This window comes from Gemmatimonadota bacterium, from assembly GCA_040388535.1.
Lineage (GTDB): Bacteria > Gemmatimonadota > Gemmatimonadetes > Gemmatimonadales > GWC2-71-9 > Palsa-1233.
The window spans coordinates 710,004-725,267 of the sequence record JAZKBR010000001.1 but is presented as its reverse complement, the minus strand read 5'-3'; the positions used below and the strand labels follow the sequence as shown (position 1 = coordinate 725,267).

The 15,264-nt window shown below is 66.4% G+C and carries 15 protein-coding genes; 3 read left to right on the top strand and 12 right to left on the bottom strand.

Annotated features, from left to right (window positions below; translation table 11 throughout):
- Window positions 1-77 precede the first annotated feature (77 nt).
- A complete protein-coding gene (locus V4558_03340; protein MES2304509.1) occupies window positions 78-1,097 on the top strand; it encodes a hypothetical protein in 1,020 nt (339 codons plus the stop codon).
- Window positions 1,094-1,801, top strand: coding sequence for a hypothetical protein (locus V4558_03335; protein MES2304508.1), 708 nt, complete (start codon window positions 1,094-1,096; stop codon window positions 1,799-1,801). The genes V4558_03340 and V4558_03335 overlap by 4 nt, the downstream gene beginning before the upstream one ends.
- Before the next feature lie 156 nt (window positions 1,802-1,957).
- Here the strand turns inward: V4558_03335 and V4558_03330 are convergent, their stop codons facing one another.
- Window positions 1,958-3,397, bottom strand: a complete 1,440-nt coding sequence (locus V4558_03330; protein MES2304507.1) for a magnesium chelatase — start codon at window positions 3,395-3,397, stop codon at window positions 1,958-1,960.
- A gap of 260 nt (window positions 3,398-3,657) precedes the next feature.
- Between V4558_03330 and V4558_03325 the strand changes: the two genes are divergently transcribed.
- Complete coding sequence (locus V4558_03325) at window positions 3,658-3,867, top strand: hypothetical protein (GenBank protein ID MES2304506.1); 210 nt, start codon at window positions 3,658-3,660, stop codon at window positions 3,865-3,867.
- Between the two features lie 64 nt (window positions 3,868-3,931).
- Here V4558_03325 and V4558_03320 read toward each other — a convergent pair whose 3' ends face one another.
- The 11 genes from V4558_03320 to V4558_03270 form a co-directional block, all read right to left on the bottom strand.
- The gene (locus V4558_03320; protein ID MES2304505.1) at window positions 3,932-4,846 is read right to left on the bottom strand and encodes a hypothetical protein; all 915 of its coding nucleotides are present in this window, start codon (window positions 4,844-4,846) and stop codon (window positions 3,932-3,934) included.
- The gene (locus V4558_03315; GenBank protein MES2304504.1) at window positions 4,825-5,496 is read right to left on the bottom strand and encodes an HAD family phosphatase; all 672 of its coding nucleotides are present in this window, start codon (window positions 5,494-5,496) and stop codon (window positions 4,825-4,827) included. The genes V4558_03320 and V4558_03315 overlap by 22 nt, the downstream gene beginning before the upstream one ends.
- Window positions 5,496-6,713, bottom strand: coding sequence for an FAD-binding protein (locus V4558_03310; GenBank protein MES2304503.1), 1,218 nt, complete (start codon window positions 6,711-6,713; stop codon window positions 5,496-5,498). The genes V4558_03315 and V4558_03310 overlap by 1 nt, the downstream gene beginning before the upstream one ends.
- A 9-nt stretch (window positions 6,714-6,722) precedes the next feature.
- Window positions 6,723-7,517: an RNA polymerase sigma factor RpoD/SigA gene (locus V4558_03305; protein ID MES2304502.1), complete on the bottom strand. Its 795-nt coding sequence runs from the start codon at window positions 7,515-7,517 to the stop codon at window positions 6,723-6,725.
- Window positions 7,518-8,085: 568 nt separating this feature from the next.
- A complete protein-coding gene (locus tag V4558_03300; GenBank protein ID MES2304501.1) occupies window positions 8,086-8,250 on the bottom strand; it encodes a hypothetical protein in 165 nt (54 codons plus the stop codon).
- A 2-nt stretch (window positions 8,251-8,252) separates the two neighbouring features.
- Window positions 8,253-9,266 (bottom strand): 3-dehydroquinate synthase, encoded by a 1,014-nt coding sequence (gene aroB, locus V4558_03295; GenBank protein ID MES2304500.1) that lies wholly within the window; start codon window positions 9,264-9,266, stop codon window positions 8,253-8,255.
- A gap of 44 nt (window positions 9,267-9,310) precedes the next feature.
- Window positions 9,311-9,862, bottom strand: coding sequence for a cob(I)yrinic acid a,c-diamide adenosyltransferase (locus V4558_03290; GenBank protein ID MES2304499.1), 552 nt, complete (start codon window positions 9,860-9,862; stop codon window positions 9,311-9,313).
- A 26-nt stretch (window positions 9,863-9,888) separates the two neighbouring features.
- Window positions 9,889-11,268, bottom strand: a complete 1,380-nt coding sequence (locus V4558_03285) for an FAD-dependent oxidoreductase (GenBank protein MES2304498.1) — start codon at window positions 11,266-11,268, stop codon at window positions 9,889-9,891.
- Window positions 11,265-12,758: a D-alanyl-D-alanine carboxypeptidase/D-alanyl-D-alanine-endopeptidase gene (dacB, locus tag V4558_03280; GenBank protein ID MES2304497.1), complete on the bottom strand. Its 1,494-nt coding sequence runs from the start codon at window positions 12,756-12,758 to the stop codon at window positions 11,265-11,267. Before dacB ends, V4558_03285 begins: the two co-directional genes overlap by 4 nt.
- Window positions 12,751-13,671, bottom strand: a complete 921-nt coding sequence (locus tag V4558_03275; protein ID MES2304496.1) for an ABC transporter permease — start codon at window positions 13,669-13,671, stop codon at window positions 12,751-12,753. Before V4558_03275 ends, dacB begins: the two co-directional genes overlap by 8 nt.
- Complete coding sequence (locus V4558_03270) at window positions 13,668-15,200, bottom strand: ABC transporter substrate-binding protein (GenBank protein MES2304495.1); 1,533 nt, start codon at window positions 15,198-15,200, stop codon at window positions 13,668-13,670. The genes V4558_03275 and V4558_03270 overlap by 4 nt, the downstream gene beginning before the upstream one ends.
- Between the last annotated feature and the right edge of the window lie 64 nt (window positions 15,201-15,264).

Here is a 15,264-nt window from a genome sequence, read left to right as displayed (position 1 = left end):
CCTGGAGCCTGTCGATGGAGATCAAGGAGGCAGTCCGACGGTCCATGTTTGGAGTTTTGATTTGCGCCTGCGTGGCGATGAGTGCTGTCGCACAGGGAGATGACCCTACCCAGGATCTCCTCACCACCGGGCGGCGCTCGTTTGATGACCTGAATTACCACGCTGCCGATTCCATTGCCCGCCTCACCCTAGGGCTCCCTGGCTTGCGCCGCAACCAGCGGCTGCAGGCGCTTCAACTCGCAGCGGCCTCGCGTTTCCCGGCGGGGGAGCGCGAGCAGTTTGGCGACAGCGCCATGGCTGCGCTCCGCGCGCTCGTGCGAGTTGCGCCGACGGCGCCACTCCCGCGCACGATGACGTGGAGGGGCCTCGACTCCCTGCTCGCCTTCGCTCGGCGAACGACTTTCGGCGCCAACGCCAGCGTCCCGGATAGCGCCGTGATTTCGGGAGTGAGTGGAACCCTCACGTTCGAGGCGTTCGCCACGCGTCCTGCGGCCTTCACCCTTCGCGTCGTTCGCGCCGGTGATCCGAGTATCGGGGAACTTGTGGACTCGGTAGGACCGACGGAACGGGGCACCTTGCGCTTCGCGCCCGTGGTGACAGACCAGCCGCACTACGCGAGCGGCGCCTACCGGGTCGTGATTACTGCCATCGAGCCGGAAAGCGGTGATCGCATCCTCTTGTCCTACCGGATGACCCTGCAGACGCCCCCGGTGCAGTTGCAGAGTGTTCCGCAGGCGCTTGATGCAACGACTCTCCGACCGGAACGGACCGCGCCAGCCCGGGCACGGTCCGTGATTTCCGGCATCGTGATCGGCGGCTTCGTCTATGCCAGTGTTCGCGCCTACCGCTCCCCGTCGTTAAAGGATGCGAATGTGAAACCGGACTCGCGGGCAAGCGGTTGGGGGGTCGGCCTTGGGATTCTGACGACGGCGCTTTCCTGGTACCTCGATCGTGGACGTGTGATCGTTCCCAATGCAGCAGCGAATGACGCAGCCAGGAAGGCCTGGGTCATCCAGCGAGACAATCTCGTTGCATCCAATGCCAACGCCAGGGTGGCGTATCGTGGCCTCGCCTACTTTGCGCAGGAGGAACAGTGAATCGCGCGGTGCTGCTCTCGCTGCTGTGTCTCCCGCTCGCCCGCGTTGGAGCGCAGGTGATCGAGGCGTTCCCGCCGGTCGAGTCCTACAAGGGCGAAGCGCGCATCGGGCTGGTGACTTCTCCGGCCCGACGAACGTCGGTCGCAAGTGGCGCGACCGCGCCCCCCGGGTCCGGGACGCTCTCTGGGGCCGAATTGTACGTCCGGGCGTCCAACATCGGTGTTTACGTCCGCTCGATCTCGGGCGAGTTCGACCAGTCGGACCAGGTGGTAGGGAAGAAATATTCCCTGCAGGAGGCTCGGCTCCTGATCGGCTCAACTGGCTTGAGCATGGAGGGTGGCGTGGCGCGGCGAATCGCGACTTCCGATGCCGATCCGCTAGCCACAAAGAAACAGATGCTGTATCGGGCAGGGGCGCGATCGCAGTGGGGTATCGGGGGGAGTCGACTGCTGGTGTCGCTCGCCGCCGGTGGGCGGTTCGCCAATGTGAAGAATGGGTCGACCAAGGCGCTGAAGTTCCTGGGTTTCGACGCCGAGGGGAGCTTGCTGGGGCAAGCACCAAAGAATCTTCCCCTCTACGCCATTGTTGGCTGGCGCTACGAGCGCTTCGATGATCCCTGGGGGACGAACCTTCGGGTGGAAGAGCAGGCGGGACCGTTCTTCGGCGTCGGGATTCGCTTCGCGGGCCGGCCGGAGCTTCGGTGAGCGTTTCCGTTGTCCGGCGTCGTCTCCCGCAGCCGTCGGTATGTGGTTCTGCTCCGTGCGATGGTTTCGGGGTCAGGCAGTATCGTGGAACCACCGGTGATCACCTCGGGAGTGATCACCGTCTCGCTCACTGCGGCGCCCGGGTCGCCCATCGTTTCACTGCTCCCGCCTCCGCGACGATCTCACTCGCTGCCACCCACTCTCATCGCTCCGCGTGATGCGTTGCCGCGCCGCGAGCGCTTCGAGCACCAGTTCGCAGGCCACCACGGTGAGCTCCTTGTCGTCGATTGGCGCCAGCTCCCAGATGTGCACCAGCTCGAAGAGTCCCGGCACCAGCTGGAAGCCGAGCCAGCAGGTCTCGGTCTTCTCCTCGGCCCCGACCTTGAGGGCGCCGCCCTGGTCGAACCAGGCGACGATCCCCTCGACTTCCGCGTCGCCCGCTCGTTCTTCGAAGACCGCGCCCGCCGCCCGACGAATGAGCTCTCGTGCCACGGCGTCGCCGCCTTGCAGCTCCCCCTCATACTCAAGCTCCAGCTTCCCCGTGATTGCGGGGAGCCCGGCATAGACGTCACTCACTCGCGCCACCACGCGACTGTCGTGTACCGCGAGCACGCGCCGTTCCGCATTGCTGGCGACGACTTCGAGGAGCGAGATCGGCAGGCGCTGACTGACACCGGAGCGCTTGTCGACGCGCTTGTCGTTGCGTGCCTCGAACGCCACCCGTTCGACCAGTTCGGCCACCAGGTCGGGAATCGTCACCGGACTGCCATCGCGCTGGAGCCATGCCTCCTGAACGGTGATCGCCATCCCCAGCTCGACCCGATCGGGGTAATGGGTACGAATCTCCGATCCGATACGGTCCTTGAGCGGGGTGATGATCTTGCCGCGGGCGGTGTAGTCCTCGGGGTTCGCCGTGAACGCGAGGAGCACGTCGAGCGGGAGCCGGACCGGATAGCCTTTGATCTGGACGTCACCTTCCTGCATGATGTTGAAGAGCCCGACCTGAATCTTGCCCGAGAGATCCGGCAGCTCGTTCAGCGCGAAGATGCCGCGGTTGGCACGCGGGAGCAGCCCGAAGTGCATCGTCAGCTCGCTGCTAAGGATGTGCCCACCACGTGCCGCCTTGATCGGGTCCAGATCGCCGATGATGTCGGCAATCGTCACGTCGGGTGTCGCCAGCTTCTCGACGAAGCGTTGTTCCCGGGGAAGCCAGTCGATCGGCGTGGCATCGCCATAGGCGGCGATCAGGTCGCGGGCGAATTTCGAGATTGGAGCGAACGGGTCGTCGTTGATCTCGCTCCCCGCCACGATGGGGATGACCTCGTCGAGGTATCCCACCAGGCCACGCAGCAGTCGGGACTTGGCCTGCCCGCGGGTGCCCAGCAGGATGAAGTCGTGCCGGGCCAGCAGGGCGTTCACGAGCTGTGGCTCGATGGTTTCCTCGTAGCCAACGATCCCGGGAAAGAGCGCCCCGCCCGAACGCATCCGCGCCAGCAGATTGGTCCGGATCTCGTCGCGAACCGAGCGACCGCAGAGGGCTGACTCGCCCCAGCGGCTCTGCCGGAGGTCGCCAAGGGTGCTGGGATGCGTGGACATGACGGACTCCCGGTTGGGGGGCGTTCAGGTAGTATGGGATGATACGCAGGACCCCCCGGCTTCGGGTTTCCGGCCCTCAAAACCCGCTTTTCGGCGGCCATTCTGGCCGGAAGTTCTGACACCGAATGGGGTTAGCTTCTTGACAGCGGCCGTCAGGCCCCTAACTTGGTGGCCGGTGCACTGGGCGACAGTGGCCGATACACGGTAACGGCTTCGGTGACCACAAGGTGACCACAGTCATCACAACCAGGGGAGAGGCGATGCGGAAGTTCTTGATGGTGGCGGCTGTTGTGGCCGTTGCAGCGTGCGGCGAGAAGAAGGCAGAGACCACGGACACCACCGCGACGATGGCAGCTCCGGCTCCGGCCGCGACCGCCGACACGATGATGGCGAAGCACGACACGATGGTCGCGAAGCACGACTCGATGGTCGCGAAGAAGGACTCGATGGCCCCGGCTCCGAAGCCGTAAGCTCGTCGTTCGGTAACTGTCGCACCCCGACGCCCCGGACATCACTGTCCGGGGCGTCGCGCATTTACGCCAGGGCTGCCTCGGCTTCATCAAACGGTAACGCCACCACCAGCGCGTTGGCGCCGCCGGCAATCACCTCCGTGCCGACACTCACATCACGACGCAGGATTCCCAGTCCGAGCCATTCATCGCCGAAATGTGCCAGCGTGCGCACGGTGCCAACCTCACGTTCTCCAAGATGCACCGCCGCGCTCACCGGTCGCTGTCCGTCACTCCAGCGCAAGCCTACCAGCGCACGATTCGCGTGGCCGCGGAAGTGGAGTCGCGCCACGGTTTCCTGGCCGGTGTAACACCCCTTGTCATACCGGACACCCTGCAACTCGTCGAAGCGCACTTCCTGCGGCAGCGTCTTCTCGTCGATTTCGCGCCCGAGCGTTGGCCACCCTTCGAGAACGCGAAGCGCATCAGCCCAGGCAGCAGGACGCAGGTGCCAGCCAGCCTCGGCAAGCCGCGCCTCGTCGCGGCCCGGCGCCTCCGTGAGAAGCAAGGCGGCGAACGGCGCCGCGTCACGCGGGCGAATGAGGTCGGCCTCGGCCAGCGCTTCTGGCGCCCCGCCTATGAGCCAGCGCACCGACATCGTGTCGGTCACATCGCGCGCCTTGGCGAGTCGCGGCGGGAACGATCGAGTAAAGAGCTGCTGCAGCGTCTCCCGCGCGGCCATCGGCACCATCACCCACGCCTCGGCGCCGCGACGGCGCACCCACACGTCGCTGATGATCATCCCCTTCGGTGTGAGCACCGCGCCCCACAGTAGCGCATCTTCGCCACCCTTGATCACATCGTTGGTGAGCACGCCCTGCAGGCAATCGGCGACAGCACTCCCGGCAAGATGAAAGACGGCAACGTCCACCGGGATCACCGAGCGCTCGCTCTCAAGTGCATGAAGTTCTGCCGAGTTCAGGACGATGATCGGTTCCACGGCAACTCCTCGGGGGTGCGGTCGGTGTAGTCGTCCCAGATCAGGTCGGGGAGCTGCGCGGCAAGCGTGCCGTGCGAGTGCGAAGTGGTAAGCATCGCCACTCGCATGCCGGCGCTGCGTCCCGCGCGCAGTCCGGGGAGCGAGTCCTCGATGACGACGCACTGACTTGCGGGCAGGTCCAGTACGGCGAGCCCGCGGAGATAGCCTTCCGGGTCGGGTTTGGTGCGCGAAACATCCTCTGCCGACACGATCCCGGCAAAGGCGTGACTCAAGCCGGCAATCGCGAGGACGTGGTCGATCTCCCAGCGGCGCGCCGCGGAGACGACGACCAGCCGGATCCCGGCCGCGGTGAGCGCATGCACGAACGGCTGGATCCCCGGCACGAGTGTGAGGTCGGCGTCGAGCAGGGCGCGGTATCGCTCGCCCTTCTGCGCCACGAGATCGCCCAGCAGGGCATCGCTCAGCTGGAGCCGGGCTCCCGCCCACGCGTGCCGGAAGCAGCCCTCGTCATCGAAGCCGAGGTAGTCGCGATAGTAGCCCGCGCGGTCGAGCATGATGCCGTATTCCGCCAGCGTCGAGATCACCGCGAGGCAATGATGGCGCTCGTCGTCGACGATGACGCCGTTGAAATCGAAACATATTCCGCGCATCAGCTCCCCGACTCGGCCGGCTGCAGCGCGGGGCAGAGGATGCCACCGGGATCGAAAGACTCACGCAGGCGGTCCACCACGCCTCCTACACCCTCGTGAAAGGCGCCGAGATGGCCGAGCGAGCCTCGAATGGCCCAAGGCGCCCGTTCGATCGTGAGCGGGATCTCTCGCGCGGCCAGCTCGGTGCGCAGCAGCCGCAACTGCTCTCGGGTGGCCTCGCCGCACCAGCGGAGCGAGCCCGTGGCAGGCGTTGCCGAGAGCACGCCTTCGCCCATTCGTGCAATCACCAGGTCGAGCGTCTCATCGAACCCCGGGGCCGTGGCAGCGAGTCGGAAGGTCACCGGGGCCGATGACATCGCCCGGGCGGAGCTGTTCCAGAGCTGACTCGCGTCGGCAGGAGTGAGCTCGCGCCAGACCAGACCAGGTGAGCGGGCCATCGCCTCGTCGCGTGCCACCGCGTGCCACCGGTCGGGGTCGTGGAGATGCCGAACCGCGAGCAGCCATTCCGATTGAGCGGCAAGGGCAGGCGAGAGGACTTCGGCGGCGCTCACTCCGGCGGAGACCGCTTCGAAGTCATTCGCCGATGCCGTGAGACGATCGCGATCACCCGTGGTGACGAAGGTCTGGTCGATCTGCACCGATTCACGCGCAAGGATTTCCACCTCGGCAATCACGCCGAATGCGCCGAAGCCTCCGACATGCGGACGGAGCTGTTCCGCGAGCGACGGCCCACCAGGCTGGTTGTTGGTGAGGCGGAGAACCCGGCCATCGCCGCTCACCACTGTGAGCGCCTTGACCTGATCGATGAGCGGCACGAGCATCGGGCCCAGGGTGCCCGTGGCCACGACCGAACCGATGCTGCGATCGGCCCGACCGGGTGGATCGATCCAGAGCGCCGCGCCCTGGCTCTGCAGGGTCCGGGTCAGCGCGTCCAGCGACATGCCCCCTTGAACGGTCACGGTCCACTTGGGCCGGACGCCCCGGACGACCTGGTCGAGCGCGCGCGTCGAGATCGTAAGCGTCGCTGGCGCATCGTTGACCTGCCAGGTCCCCGCGCCGGTCACGGCGACACTCCAGCCGCCGTCGTAGGCGAGGCCGAGCAGATGGGCCAGCGATTCGATCGATGGCGGGGTGGTGATAATGCGACCGCCGACATCAGTCCGGACAGCATCCGGGCCGATGGCGGCGGCAATCGAGGCGGCAATGGCGTTGCTCATCCCTGCAATCTAGGCGGCCCGGAACTCTCCCAGATGCTGGACCTCGGGACAGGCGCGGAGCTTGGCGAAGGCGCGCTCACGCAGTTGACGAATCCGTTCGCGGGTGACCCCGAGCGCTTCGCCGATCTCTTCGAGCGTGCGGGCCTCTTCTTTCGGATCGAGCCCGTAGTAGAGCGAGAGGATCCGGCGCTCACGAGGAGTGAGGTAGCGACGGAAGAGCCGGTCGATGAAATCCCGCCGCAGCACTTCGTCGGTGTTGGACTCGATCTCGCCGCCCTCGCCGAGGGGGATGCGCTCGCCCAGGGAGGCGGAACGATTGTCGCCGGTGTCGACCGGGGCATCGAGCGAAACCTCGGTCACGAAGAGGCGCTTGGCGTCGCGCACATCTTCGAGCGGCATGTTGAGCGCGACCGAGAGCTCTTCGTCGGTCGGTGTGCGGCCGATCTCCTGGGCCAGCAACCCCTGCGCCTTGGCGAAGCGCACCACGGCGGTGTTCTGGTTGAGTGGGAAACGGACCGACCGGGTCTGCTCGGCCAGCGCCTTCAGCACGGCCTGTCGCACCCACCAGACGGCATACGAGATGAATTTCACGCCGCGATCCGGATCGAACTTGCGCACGGCCCGGAGCAATCCTTCGTTGCCGATGGCCACCAGATCGCCGAGATCGAGGCCGTGCCCCTGATAGCGCTTCACGAAGGCGATCACGAACCGGAGATTGGCGGTGACCAGCCGTTCGGCAGCATCGGGACATCCCTCGCGCGCCTTCCGCGCCAGGGCTCGCTCCTCTTCGATATTGGTGATCATCGGGAGGTCTTTGATGTCGCGCAAATACTGTTCGAACGACTCGGCCGCGGCCAAGGGCACGCGGGCCCGTTCCGGGAGACGGCGGGTGCGACGGGGCATTAGTGGCCCATTCGGCAATTGGGTTTTGGTATGGGATGATTCTCGGACAGCACCCGCAAGATGGGGTGTCCTGCGGATCTGTCAAGAGGGCCTAAACATAAACATTGCAATGACTTACGCTGCTATCACTTAGCCGTTTCGTGCACACTCTCCACAGGGCAGTTTTGCACCTTTCTGTGGGCAAACGTGGTAAGTCCTTGTCTCGCATAGCCTCCCTCATCGCTCGGCGTCGGGCGCTTTGTTGGTAAGTCGTGTTTTTCAGCACAGGTGTGATCGGGCGTCGCGCCGTGGGCTCCCTCTCCGCGGCTGCATTACGCCGACGGACATCACGCTAGCGACTCCATAGACTCCGCTCGCGCCTTCATGAGGCCGCTCAGAGGGACCCACGGCGCAACGCCCGCGAATCTCCCGGGAAGTCACAGAAAGCACTCACTCATGGGGGCTCGGTGCGGGGGCCGCGGGAGGAGGATCAGTAGGGAGCGCGTCCATAGCCGGCGCTCTCTGCGCCGGCGAGCGATTCGCAGGCGCGACCGCCGAGCGGGCGGTAGCGCCCGCCGCCGGTCGCGACCGAATCGCGGACGCGCGGATCCTGATCCGACGACCGCGGCTCCTGCGCCGAGCCCACGAACCGCACACCTACACCAGCGAGCGAATGACTTCCAGATCGAGCGGAACCGTCCACGAGTCGCCGTCCCGCGCGACTTCACCAAAGGACTTGAGCAACGCAGCACGCACCACACCGCTGCGATTCTTCTTGTCGCTGCGCATCGCCGCCAGCAGGGCGTCGGCGTCAATGCCGGCCGGCCACGAGACCGGCAAGTGCAGTGAGCGGAGGAGATCGGCGATCGTCTCGGCAGTCCCCGCAGCACATACGCCCATCTGCTCGGCGCAGCGCGTTTCGAGCACGAGCCCGATGGCCACGGCCTCGCCGTGCGGGATGCTGTAACCGGTTACCTGCTCGAGCGCGTGTGCCACGGTGTGCCCGGCATTGAGGATCGCCCGCGCCCCCGACTCGAATTCATCCGCCGAGACGATGCCGGCCTTCAGTTCGATGCTGCGCAGGAGCAGTGAGGTCAGCGTGGCGACGTCGCGCCGGGCAATCGCGTCGGTGTGGCTGCGAAGCCACTGGCCGTGGTCGGCGTCGAGGATCGCTGCGTGCTTGACCGCTTCAGCGAGCCCTTCGCGAAAGTTCCGCTCCGGCAGTGGCGCCAGCAGGGAAGGGTCGACCAGCACCGCATCGGGATGGTGGATCGCGCCGATGAGGTTCTTGCCGCTTGCGGTGTCGACTCCGGTCTTCCCGCCGACAGCGGCGTCGACCATCGCCAGCGTGGTGGTCGGTACAGCGATCCACGGCACGCCACGGAGGTACGTCGCGGCGACAAACCCGACCAGGTCGGTGGTGACACCGCCGCCACAGGCGATCAGCACGGTGTCTCGACCGAGCTCCAGTGCCAGCAACTGATCGCTCAGCGTGCGCCAGCTCTCGCGCGTCTTGTGGCGCTCACCGGCGGGGAAGGTAAGGCGGACCGCCGCAGGCAACGGGGAGGGGAGGAGTGCGGCAACGTTGCTGTCGCTGATCACGACAGCGCGCTTCCCGGGATGGTGTCGCGCGACCAGGCGGGCGAGCTCGGCAACGGCCCCGTCGTGCACGACGACGGGATAGCTCCCCGCGCGATGCTGAATGGTGACCGAGCCTACCAGGTGACATCCTCGAGACCGGCGCGATGGTTCGCCAGCCGAGCCAGCGTGAAGAGCAGATCGGAGAGTCGATTGACGTAGACGATGAAGAGTTCGGGGACTTCACTCGAGGCCGCGAGATGGACAATGCTGCGCTCGGCCCGTCGGCAGACGGTGCGGGCAAGGTGCAGCACGGCCGCCTTGGGGGCGCCGCCTGGCAGGATGAAGGCCTTGAGCGGAGTGAGTTCGACATCGGCTTCATCCATCACCCGCTCGAACTCGGTCACCCGGTCGGGGGAGAGTTCGGCCTTCTCGAGCGCCTTGCGAACGCGTTCGGGATCAGGCGTCGCGAGGTGGCCGCCAATGGCGAAGAGATCGCGCTGGATGGTCTCGAGCAGCGCGTCGTAGAGGTCGGTGGGGGCCGTGGCGCGCACCATCCCGAGGACCGAATTCAGTTCGTCGATGTCACCATAGGCGGCGACACGCGGATGATCCTTGGAGACGCGACCACCGCCGAACAGTCCGGTTTCGCCTGCGTCGCCGGTGCGCGTGTAGATCTTGAAGGACATGGCCGGAAGATAGTGGCTGGGACGCGCTACTTGCCGACGAGTGCGAGCATCTCCGCTACCTGGGTCACCTTTTCGCGCGGTCGGCCAGCTGGTGCGCCCCGGGCCTGTTCTTCGCGGTCAAGCTGCAGCCAGTCCTTCCAGTCGGTGACCCGGACCCCCCGCTCAGCCAGCAATTCGTCAATTGCGGCGACCGTGCGCCCGGTCTCGAGCCGACCCGTGGCAGCGTCGGCAATCAGGTGATCCACCGTCTCGGCGGCATCGGACTTGTTCGTGCCGATCACGCCCTGGGGCCCACGCTTGATCCAGCCGCAGACGTAGAGTCCTCGCACCGTGGTGGCACTATCGGCCGACTCGACTACCCGGCCGCCGACGTTGGGGATCACCCCGCGCTTCTCATCAAACGGTGCGCCGTCCAGGGCGACTCCACGATAGCCGACCGAGCGGAAGACCAGCCCGAGCGGCAACGCCTGATACTCGTCGGTGGCGACCGCGCGGACATCGCCGCGACCGTCGGGCTCGAGTCGATTCCGCACCAGGCGCATTCCGGTGACGTGGTGCTCACCTTGGATTTCCACCGGCGAGGCATTGAAGTGGAAGACGATCCGTCGGGTGGCACCGGTGCTGCCGCGCCCCGCCCAGGCGCGAAGAATTTCCAGATTCTTCTCCGCGGTGCGATCATCGCCGCCGGCGAGTTGCGCCGCGCTGACCGGATCGAGCTCGAGGTCGCGCGGATCGACAATCACGTCGACTCCCTCGATTTCACCCAGCTCGCGCAACTCGGGCGTCGTGCAGGCGGCCTGCACCGGCCCACGACGGCCGATGATGTGCAGCGTCTCGAGGCGTGTGTCGCGCAGCGCGGCGAGGGCGTGCGCGGCAAGGTCGGTTGTGGCGAGGGCATCGGATGACTTCGCCAGGATGCGGGTCACATCCATCGCGACATTGCCGAGACCGATGATCGCGGCGGCGCGCTGGGTGAGATCGAACTGGCGCTCGACGTAGTCGGGATGACCGTTGTACCAGCCGACGAGTTCCGTTGCCGCGTGACTTCCTGGGAGCCGTTCGCCCGGAATACCGAGGTGGCGATCGGTCTGCGCGCCATAGGCGAGGATCACCGCGTCGTAATAGTCGCGCAGCTCGGCGACGGAAACGTCTTCGCCGACGACCACGTGCCCGAGATAGCGGAATCCGGGCTGGGCCGCGATCCGGTCGAAGACCCGCGTGACCGACTTGATCTTGGGGTGATCGGGGGCCACGCCGCCGCGCACCAGCCCATAGGGCGTCGGCAGCCGGTCGAAGAGATCGACTTGCACGCCTGCGCCGGCCTTCTGGAGCGATTCAGCGGCGTAGAAGCCGGAGGGGCCGGAACCGACGATGGCGACACGCAGCGCGGATGGAGCGATGGTCACGGCTTCTTTCCCTTGGTCTTGCCCATTTCTACCACGACGGAGTCGATCGCTGCGAGCATCCGGCTCCCGCCAATCGTCTGGTGGTTGGCCTGGATCGAGAAGATCAGCAACGAGCCATCGGGGCGGTCGACAAATCCGCTCAGCGAATTCACACGCGAGATGCTCCCCGTCTTGGCGCGCACGTGTCCGTCCATCGGGGTGCCGACAAATCGCGACTTGATGGTGCCGCTCTTCCCCGCTACCGGCAGGGCGGCTTCGAATGCGGCGAAGTTGGGATGCGCGCGCATGAAACGCAACAGCTTCGTGAATGCGAGCGGGGTGACGAGGTTGTTGGCCGCGAGGCCGGAGCCATCCTCGACCTGGAACTGGGTCGAATCGATCTGCATGGAGTCGATCAGGAAGCGTCGCTCGACCCGCAGCCCCTCACGCCACGAGCCAACCCCGCCGAAACGCTTGCCGAGTTGCTTCAGCGTCATCTCGGCGTACCAGTTCTGCGAGCTGTTGAGAATCGGGTAGACCCACTCACGAAACGGCCGGGAGGTGACGGCGGCGAGAGCGGTCGTGGCCCGCGCGTGCGCGAACGCGAGCGAATCCACGGTGGACCGGGTGGCACCACGGATCGTGATGCCCTGGGCCAGCAGTTCGCGGCGCAGGGCGAGCGCGGTGAAGCGATTGGGGTCGACCACTGCGGCGTATTCGGTGCGCGCACCAGCGCCCGCGGGGATCACCCCGGCGGCGAGGTAGCTGTTGCCATCGAGTGAGCGCGAGACATCGAAGCTGCGCCGCGCGCCGCGAATCCCGGTCTCGGCACGATTGTCGATCGTGGCCGCGCCAAGGTCGGGAAAGAAAGTGATCCGCGCCGGTGCACCGGCGGAGTCGCCCGGTGCCTCGTGGACATCGTACGAATTGTCGTTGAAGCCAAGCCCGCTCACCGGTGCGGCATACCACCAGGTGAGGTCGCCAATTTCCCAGCTCGGGTGGATCAGCTCTTCATCGAACCAGGAGCCATCCCCGATCAGGTCCCCCGCCACGACGGTGACGCCGCGAAAGCGGAGCTGCACCGCGAGGTCGTGCAATCGGCTGAATGCATCGCTGTCGCAGGCGTTGGCGGTCGTGGTATCGGCGCGGTAGCAGCGGCGCGAGAAGGTCGGGTCGCCACGGCCGTACAGCACCAGGTCGCCTTGCAACACTCCGTTGCTGATCGGGCCGGTCCCGTAGAGCGACGTCCGCACGGTGAAGTCGGGGCCCAGTAACGCCGTGGCCACGGCGCTTACCAGCAGCTTCGTGTTGCTCGCCGGAATGAAGAGCCGATCGGCGTTGCGACCGTAGAGAAGTTTGCCGTTGGTGTCGGTGACAGCGACGCCCCAGAGGAGGCGATCGAGTCCCGGCGCATCGAGCCGGGCATCGAGGCGCTTGGTGAGCGACTGGGCCGGCAGCGCGCCGGTGAGGGTCACGGCGGCGGCGAGCAGGAGCAGGGCACGCTTAGTCATAGGCGACTCGTGGGTCGGCGGCGGCGTAGCAGAGGTCGGTGAGCAGGTTGGCGAGGACGAACACCAGCGACAGAAAGAGGATACTCCCCTGAATCGCCGGCAGGTCGCGCTTGTCGATGGCGGTGAGGACATACCGGCCAACACCTGGCCACGAAAAGATCGTCTCGGTGAGGATCGAGCCAGTGAGGTACGAACCGAAGTCGAGCCCGATCACGGTGATGATCGGCAACAGCGCATTGCCGAGGGCGTGGCGGAGGACCACGCGCCGCTCGCTGAGCCCCTTCGCGCGGGCGGTCCGGACCAGGTCGCTGCCGAGCACTTCACGCATGGCCGAGCGCGTCATCCGGGCCAGGAACGCGACCGATCGCATCCCCAGGGTGATCGCGGGGAGTACCAGGAAGAGCAGGCCGCCGTACCCCGAGGGTGGAAACCAGCGCAGCGTCACAGCGAAGCCCAGGATCAGCAGCAAACCGACCCAGTAGACCGGAAAAGAGATCCCGAGATAGGCGCCAAGGGTCGCGATTCGGTCGGCCCACGAACCTGGCCGCAGAGCGCCAAGAATGCCGATGCTCAAGCCGAAACAGATCGCGATCAGCATCGCTGCTCCGGCAAGGCGAAGCGTGGCGGGAAAGCGTTGCGCCAGCTCGCGCACGATCGGCCGTCGGGTGATATAGCTGCGACCCAGATCGCCGCGAACTACGCCACCGGCGTAGCGCACGAACCGAAGCGGTACCGGGTCATCGAGTCGGAGTTCCTGCCGCACACGCGCTACCGTGGCACTGTCGGCGCGCTCGCCGACAATCGCGGCCACCGGGTCGCCGGGCGCGAGGTAGAGCAGCGCGAAGGTGACGGCGAGCACGCCGAGCAGCGTCGGGATCAGCAGCAGCAGGCGGAGCGCGATGTAGCGAATCATCGATCGAGGGTCACGGTGGTCCAGCGCTGTCCGGTGAAGACGGCGGGATACTTCCAGCCGTGCACCTCGGGCCGCATCGCCCAGACATCGGTGGGAAACCAGCAGAAGAGCCAGGGTGCGAGGTCGAAGACCCGGGCATCGATCTCCGTCAGCAACCGGCGCTTCTCGAGTGAGTCCGGTGTCGCGCGGGCGCGCACCAGCATCGAGTCGAGCTGGGGATTCTTCACGAAGGCGTAGTTGCCACCGGTGCCCGCGTTGCTCGAATGAAAAAGCGGGTAGGTGAAGTTCTCGCCGTCAGGGTAGTCGGCCCACCAGTCGGCGAGGAAGAGATCGGCGTCGCCCTTGCGCGCGGTGGCGCGTGCGGTCGAGGCATCGCGCTCGACGATTTCGAGCGCCACGCCGACGCGCTCGAGGTCGGCCTGGATCGCCTGCGCGATCCGCGCGAAGTCGGCCCGTTGCGAGCGCCAGAGCTGCAGCTTCAGGTCGGTGGCGTGGCCGGCCTCGGCGAGCAGCCGACGCGCGAGGGCGGGGTCATACTGATAGCGCTTCCGAGTGGAGTCGTAGCCATCGAGGCCTGGCGGGATCGTGCCGGCCGCGAGCACCCCCCGGTTGTGAATCACCCGGTCGAGGATCGCCGGCACATTCACGGCGTGATTGATCGCCCGGCGCACCCGCACATCGGTGAGCGGGCCGCGCGTGGTATTCATCGCGACATAGACCGCGCGAATCGCCGGTCGTCGCTGCAGCTCGGCGCCGTGCGTTTCATCCCAGCGCTGGCTTTCGCCTGCCGGAATTTCCACCACCGAGAGCCGGCCCGACTCGTACTCAGCCGCCTGGGTGAACGTCTCGGGGATGATCCGGACCCGCAGGGTATCAGCCGAGATGGGTGCGCCCCACCAGCGGGGATTCCGCGCGAAGACGACCAGGTCGTCGTGCGACCACGACACGAACTTCCAGGGGCCGCTCCCGACCGGATGCTCCCCGAATTCCTCGGCGGTCGGGGTCGGCACGATCGCCGCGACCGGCATCGCGATCAGCTTGGGGAAGATGTTGAGCGGTTCGGTGAGGGTGAATGCGATGGTCGAATCGTCGAGTACAGCGAGGCCCCGAAGGTGTTCGGCGCCGGAGTCCGCCACCGCGGTTGAACCGTCGATAGGGAGCAGGGGCCAGATCCGGCCGCCCTCCTTCCGCATCCGCAATGCCCGGAGGAATGAGGCTTCGATCGCGGCCACACCGAGCGGGCGTCCATCGCTGAAGACCACGCCGGCGCGGAGCCGGAAGGTCCAGGTCTTCCCGTCAGGTGAGGGCCACCAGCGGGTGGCCAGCCCCGGCACCACGGCCCCTTCGGGGTCGAACTGGGTCAGGTTATCGAAAAGGAGTGTGACCGCCTCGCCCGTCGGAACGTCCGTAGAGAGTGCCGGGTCCAGTGAGCGCGGGTCCCCGGACCAGTAATAGGTCAGGCCCTTGGGGATGCCACTGCCGCAGGCGGTGACGAGCAGTCCCAGCAGCGCAACGAGCGGACGGGACATCGGGCTCCGGCGGGACATCGAGACAGCGAGAAGGTTGGCGTAACCCCTTCAAGAAACCAGATTT

Bases quoted from the DNA above. Each gene is read 5' to 3' on its own strand.
- V4558_03330 (MES2304507.1), bottom strand. From the start codon at position 3,397: ATGTCCACGCATCCCAGCACCCTTGGCGACCTCCGGCAGAGCCGCTGG.
- V4558_03340 (MES2304509.1), top strand. From the start codon at position 78: ATGAGTGCTGTCGCACAGGGAGATGACCCTACCCAGGATCTCCTCACC.
- dacB (MES2304497.1), bottom strand. From the start codon at position 12,758: ATGACTAAGCGTGCCCTGCTCCTGCTCGCCGCCGCCGTGACCCTCACC.
- V4558_03310 (MES2304503.1), bottom strand. From the start codon at position 6,713: ATGAGCAACGCCATTGCCGCCTCGATTGCCGCCGCCATCGGCCCGGAT.
- V4558_03270 (MES2304495.1), bottom strand. From the start codon at position 15,200: ATGTCCCGTCCGCTCGTTGCGCTGCTGGGACTGCTCGTCACCGCCTGC.
- V4558_03325 (MES2304506.1), top strand. From the start codon at position 3,658: ATGCGGAAGTTCTTGATGGTGGCGGCTGTTGTGGCCGTTGCAGCGTGC.
- V4558_03275 (MES2304496.1), bottom strand. From the start codon at position 13,671: ATGATTCGCTACATCGCGCTCCGCCTGCTGCTGCTGATCCCGACGCTG.
- V4558_03305 (MES2304502.1), bottom strand. From the start codon at position 7,517: ATGATCACCAATATCGAAGAGGAGCGAGCCCTGGCGCGGAAGGCGCGC.
- V4558_03290 (MES2304499.1), bottom strand. From the start codon at position 9,862: ATGTCCTTCAAGATCTACACGCGCACCGGCGACGCAGGCGAAACCGGA.
- V4558_03315 (MES2304504.1), bottom strand. From the start codon at position 5,496: ATGCGCGGAATATGTTTCGATTTCAACGGCGTCATCGTCGACGACGAG.